Origin of the sequence: Shimia sp., from assembly GCF_041624275.1 — a bacterium.
Lineage (GTDB): Bacteria > Pseudomonadota > Alphaproteobacteria > Rhodobacterales > Rhodobacteraceae > Shimia.
This window is the reverse complement of sequence record NZ_JBFJVE010000202.1, coordinates 1-5,232: the sequence shown is the minus strand read 5'-3', so window position 1 is coordinate 5,232 and position 5,232 is coordinate 1. Positions and strand designations below refer to the sequence as shown.

The window sequence follows — 5,232 nt, the reverse complement described above, 5'->3', positions numbered from 1 at the left end:
GGCGGTGATCGACTGGGCGCCGATGCGCGCCTTGGCATGTCCGGCTTCGCGCCAGCCCTGCACGCCCTGGCTGGCCGCAAGGGAAATGGCCCCGGTCCCGGCGGGCTCGCCGGGTTGAAACCCGTCACTGATCGTCGTGCCCGGAGCAAGGGGCGCAAGCCGCGCGAGGGCAAAGTGGAACCGGGGGCCGGGCGCGACCTGAACCGCGACGCGGTCGACCTTGCGCAATGGCTGAAGCGACGGCAGGGACGCCGCCTCGCGCCCGTCGATGCGGATGGAGATGGTGGGGCCGAAATAGCCCTCTTCGTAAAGCACCGCCAGCAGCCGCCGGTAATCCGCGCGCGCTGCGGCGACGATGTCATGCGCTTCGGTGATGTCATCATGCTGGGCGGCCATGACCAGCGAAGCCGCCTCGAGGCGCGGGCGCAATGCCTCGGGGTTTTCGGCAACCGTCAGGGCCACGTCGAAGGCCAGTGCCGGAAAGCCATGCCCGAGACCCAGCAGACCGGCCGCAACGGCGGTTCTGAGCAGGGTGGCTGGACCCCGAATTCTGGGCTTGCCCATGGCGGCTCCTGACATGCGCGGCGAATGAACGCTGACCTGATGCAACCTATCCCAGTCCTTGGGCGATGAACATAGCGGCCGCGGGCAATCGGCAGGATTGCACCTGCCTTGCGCGAACCTTGCGCGAAGCGCTTTTCTTTGCCGGCCAGACCATGCACAAATCCGGCAGGGACCACGACAGGGGCCGGTGCGGGGCGCCGGGCAAGCTGCGAAAGGGGGGACGGAAAGCGATGATTTTGATCACCTGCCTGAGAAGCCTGGCCTTCTATGTCCTGTCGGTGCTGCTGGCGCTGCCGTTCCTGCTTTTGCTGCCGGGTCTGGTGTTGCCGCGGGCGGTGGCGCTGGCCGTGACCGGGGTCTACCTGCGCCTGCAACTGCGCCTGCTCGCCGTGGTCTGCGGAGTGCGTTACCGCCTGCAGGGTCTCGAAAACCTGCCCGACGGCCCCTGCCTGATCGCGTCGCAGCACGAATCCGCCTGGGAGACGCTATATTTCCAGGTGCTGCTGGACCGGCCGGTGATGTTTGCCAAGAAAGAGGTCTTTCAATACCCGCTCCTGGGGCTTCTGGCGCGCAAGATCGGGCATATTCCGGTCGACCGGGGCGGCTCGGCCGATGCGGTGCGCGACGGCTTCCGCCGGGGGCGCGACGTGGCGGCAACGGGCCGTAAAATCCTGGTGTTTCCCACCGGAACCCGTGGCACGGCGGGGGAGGGGCGGATGATGATCCAGACCGGGGTCGGGGTGCTCTATCAGCTTCTGGACCTGCCGGCGGTGCCCGTCCTCTTGAACTCCGGGCGCTGCTGGCCGGCCAAGAGCCTGCTGAAACATCCCGGAACGATCACGGTGCAGATCCTGCCGCCGATCGCGGCGGGGCAAGACAGGCATGCTTTCCTGCAACGGCTGGGCGACGATCTCAACCGGCCGCTGGCAGAGGCCGGCTGATGCGCGGCGCAGCGGGCGCGTTTGGGCACGCCGGTGTCGGTCTTGCACTTGCCGCAGGAAGGGAAGTGCCCTAGCTTGCGCGGCACTTTTGCGGAAGGGCAGCATGCAGGCGCAGTCGAGCGAACACCCCCCACGTGCCCTTGTCCGGGCGGTCGAAACGCGGCTCGATGGTCTGGCGGGGGCGAAATGGCGTCCGCTGTCCGGGGGGCGGACCAATTTCGCCTGGCGGCTGGACCCGGCCGGGGGACGGGCACCGCTGGTGGTCAAGCTGTATCGCGGGCCGGCGCGCAACCCGCTGTTTCCCAACGACCCGCGGGCCGAGGCGCTTTTGCTGCGCCGGCTCGGTCCGAGTGGGCTGACGCCGCGTCTGGTCAGCGAACTGCGGACAGAGCCGGGAATTTGCAACATCTATACCCATATTCCCGGCAGCCCCTGGACAACGGGTGCCGGCATCGCCGGCGCGCTGGTGCGGTCGCTGCACCGGATCGCACCGCCGTCGCGGCTGCGCCGGGTGCCCGATGGCAGCGCGGCGCTCGAGGCCCAGACGCGGCGCATCCTGGCCGATTGCCGGCAGCCGGATCACCTGTCGGCGCTGGTGCCGGGGCGTGCAGTCGCCGCCTGCGACGCGGCGGTGCTGCTGCATGGCGACATCGTGCCCGGCAACCTGATCGGCAATGCCACGGGGCTGCATCTGATCGACTGGCAATGTCCCGCCCGGGGCGATCCCTGCGAGGATATCGCGATGTTCCTGTCGCCGGCGATGCAGTCGGTCTATCGCGGCCAGCCGCTGACCGAGGCCGAGATCGGTGACTTCTTCGCCGCCTATGGTGCGCCGGAGGTCGCCGGGCGCTATGCGCGGCTGGCGCCATGGTACCACTGGCGCATGGCCGCCTATTGCCAGTGGCAAAGCGAGAACGGACGCCCCGATTACGGCCCGGCGCGCGATCTGGAAGTCGCGGCGCTTCAGAGATCGCTCAGCGCATAGCCGAGATAGGCGGGCCACATGGCCAGACGGCGAAACCGCCCGCCGGGAAAACGGCCGGGCGGGCGGCGCAGCACCTCGGGATGGCGCAGCGCGTCCCGACCGAGAATGCGCTGGGCCAAGAGAGCGCCGCAATAGCTGCCCATGGCCACGCCGTTGCCGTGATAGGCAAAGCCCGCAAAGAGGCCGGGCGCGCCGGGAACCTCTGCGGCGAAGGGCACCATGCCGCGCGCGTAGCAGACGAAGCCCGACCAGTACCAAGGGGTTTCGACCTCCGCCCAGGCCGGGAACATGCGGTTGAAGTCGCGGCGCATCCCGTCCCGGATCGCATGATGCACGGCCCGTGTCGTCGACAGGCCGCCGCGCATCCCGAACAGGAAGCGGCGGTCGGGCATCAGGCGGAAATAATGCAGCAGGTTGCGCGTGTCATAGCACATCTGGTCGCTGGTCCAGCCCTGTGCCTGCAGTTCCGGCTCGGTCAGGGGGCGGGTGACCATAATGCTCGACTGCGCCGGGATGAACCGCGCCCCCAGCCAGCCGGGCAGGTCTTCGCTGGAATAGCCGTTGGTGGCGATCACCACCTTGCCCGCGCTGACCCGCCCCGAGGCGGTTTGCAGCACGAAGGCGCCATCGGATCCGGTCAGCCCGGTCACCGGGCTGTCGCCATAGATCGCGGCCCCGGCGTCTTCGGCGGCCGCGGCAAGCTGCGCGGCGTATTTCGCCGGATTGAGGGCAAAACCGATCGGGGTGGTCATGCCGCCCTGAAAGGGGCCGCTCATGCCGCGCCGGGCCAGCGCGTCCGGGCCGAAGATCTCGGGTGATACGCCATAAAGGTCATGCAACTCGCGGGCCTCGGCCTCGAAGCCCCGAAAATCCCTGCGGCGATGTGCCAGCAGCGTTTCGCCTTCCGAGTGGGTCTCGGCCGCGATCCCGCGGCGGGCGATCATCTCGGCGACAAGGTCGACCGCATCCCTTTCGCAGAGCCGGTAGTCGCGATAGGCACGGCCTCCGAAGCGGCGGCGCAGCGCCCCGCTTCCGGCCTTGGCGCCGCCGAGACAGCAGAAGCCGCCATTGCGCCCCGAGGCCCCCCAGCCCGGTTGCCGCGCCTCGACGAGGGCGACCGAGCGGCCCGCTTCGGCCAGGTGCAGGGCCGCCGAAAGCCCGGTATAGCCGGCGCCGATCACCGCCACATCGGCGGTGATTTCGCCGGTCAGCGGCGGGCGCGGCCGGGCCGAAACGGTTTCGTTCCAGAAACAGTGTTCGACCGGGCCGTCGCCATAGGCAAAGGCATCGCAGATCCGGTTCATGCCGCTTCTGCGCGCGCCGCCGCCATTTCCTCGCGTTGCTGGCGCAGGGCGCCGCGCTTGGAGATCAGCGAGGCCGAGATGACCCCGGTGGCAACGATGGCGATCATCACCGTCGACAGGGCGTTGATCTCGGGGCTGACCCCCAGACGCACCGAGCTCCAGATCTTCATCGGCAGCGTGGTGGCCGACGGGCCGGCGGTGAAGGAGGCGATCACCAGATCGTCGAGCGACAGGGTGAAGGCCAGCAGCCAGCCCGAGATCACCGCCGGGGCGATGATCGGCAGGGTGACCAGCCGAAAGGCCTGAAACGGCGAACAGCCCAGATCCAGCGCCGCCTCTTCCAGCGACTGGTCGAAGCTGACCAGCCGCGAGCTGACCACCACCGAGACGTAGCACATGGAAAAGGTGGTATGGGCCAGCACGATGGTGATGACGCCGCGATCCAGCCCGATGCCGATGAACAGCAGCAACAGCGACAGGCCGGTGATCACCTCGGGCATCACCAGCGGCGCATAGATCATGCCCGAAAACAGGGTCCGGCCGTGAAACCGCCCGGCCCGGACCAGCACGATGGCCGCCATCGTCCCCAGCACCGTGGCCAGGGTGGAACTCAGCACCGCCACCTTCAGCGTCACCCAGGCGGCGTCGAGAAAGGCGGTGTTGGTGAGCAGTTCGCCATACCACTTGGTCGAGAACCCGGCCCAGACCGTGACCAGTTTCGATTCGTTGAAACTGTAGATCACCAGAATGATCATCGGCAGGTAGAGAAAGGCGAACCCCAGGGTCAGTGAGGTCACGTTGAACCAGCTGAAACGTCTCATCCTTCGGCCTCGCGTTGTTTTTGTTCGTTGCGCTGGAACAGGATGATCGGGATCACCAGGATCAACAGCAGGATCACCGCCACCGCAGAGGCCACCGGCCAGTCGCGGTTCGAGAAAAACTCTTCCCACAGCACCTTGCCGATCATCAGCGTCCTGGAGCCGCCGAGCAGCGAGGGAATGACAAATTCGCCCAGCGTCGGGATGAAGACCAGGAAGGAACCGGCGATGATGCCCTGTTTCGACAGCGGCACGGTGACCAGCCAAAAGGCCGAGAACCGCGAACAGCCAAGGTCTTCGGCCGCTTCAAGCAGGCTTTCGTCCAGCTTTTCCAGCGCCGAGTAGATCGGCAGGATCATGAAGGGCAGATAGGTGTAGACGATGCCGATATAGACCGCGACATTGGTGTTGAGGATGATCAGCGGCTCGGAGACCAGCCCGAGCGACATCAACAGCTGATTGAGATAGCCTTCCTGGCTGAGAATGCCCATCCAGGAATAGACCCGGATCAGGAACGAGGTCCAGAACGGCAGGATCACCAGCATCAGCAGAACCAGCTGGGCGCGGCCCCTGGCCCGGGCGATGGCGTAGGCGATGGGGTAGCCGATCAGCAGACACAG

5 protein-coding genes and 1 pseudogene are annotated in these 5,232 nt (G+C 67.1%); 2 read left to right on the top strand and 4 right to left on the bottom strand.

Annotation, left to right across the window (positions count from 1 at the left end; genetic code table 11):
- Window positions 1-564, bottom strand: a pseudogene (locus ABZD10_RS13440) (outer membrane protein assembly factor); the annotation flags it as partial.
- Window positions 565-794: 230 nt separating this feature from the next.
- Between ABZD10_RS13440 and ABZD10_RS13435 the strand changes: the two are divergent.
- Complete coding sequence (locus ABZD10_RS13435; RefSeq protein WP_372887212.1) at window positions 795-1,505, top strand: lysophospholipid acyltransferase family protein; 711 nt, start codon at window positions 795-797, stop codon at window positions 1,503-1,505.
- Between the two features lie 103 nt (window positions 1,506-1,608).
- Window positions 1,609-2,490, top strand: coding sequence for a phosphotransferase (locus tag ABZD10_RS13430; protein WP_372887211.1), 882 nt, complete (start codon window positions 1,609-1,611; stop codon window positions 2,488-2,490).
- On the opposite strand, the gene ABZD10_RS13425 is transcribed toward ABZD10_RS13430, so the two are convergent.
- From ABZD10_RS13425 to ABZD10_RS13415, 3 genes are all read right to left on the bottom strand, one after another.
- A complete protein-coding gene (locus ABZD10_RS13425; protein ID WP_372887209.1) occupies window positions 2,469-3,794 on the bottom strand; it encodes an NAD(P)/FAD-dependent oxidoreductase in 1,326 nt (441 codons plus the stop codon). The genes ABZD10_RS13430 and ABZD10_RS13425 overlap by 22 nt on opposite strands.
- A complete protein-coding gene (locus ABZD10_RS13420) occupies window positions 3,791-4,615 on the bottom strand; it encodes an ABC transporter permease (RefSeq protein WP_372887207.1) in 825 nt (274 codons plus the stop codon). Before ABZD10_RS13420 ends, ABZD10_RS13425 begins: the two co-directional genes overlap by 4 nt.
- Window positions 4,612-5,232, bottom strand: a 621-nt coding sequence (locus ABZD10_RS13415; protein WP_372887206.1) for an ABC transporter permease, incomplete at its 5' end; no start/stop codon positions are given. The genes ABZD10_RS13420 and ABZD10_RS13415, both read right to left, overlap by 4 nt.

Bases quoted from the DNA above. Each gene is read 5' to 3' on its own strand.
- ABZD10_RS13435 (WP_372887212.1), top strand. From the start codon at position 795: ATGATTTTGATCACCTGCCTGAGAAGCCTGGCCTTCTATGTCCTGTCG.
- ABZD10_RS13430 (WP_372887211.1), top strand. From the start codon at position 1,609: ATGCAGGCGCAGTCGAGCGAACACCCCCCACGTGCCCTTGTCCGGGCG.
- ABZD10_RS13425 (WP_372887209.1), bottom strand. From the start codon at position 3,794: ATGAACCGGATCTGCGATGCCTTTGCCTATGGCGACGGCCCGGTCGAA.
- ABZD10_RS13420 (WP_372887207.1), bottom strand. From the start codon at position 4,615: ATGAGACGTTTCAGCTGGTTCAACGTGACCTCACTGACCCTGGGGTTC.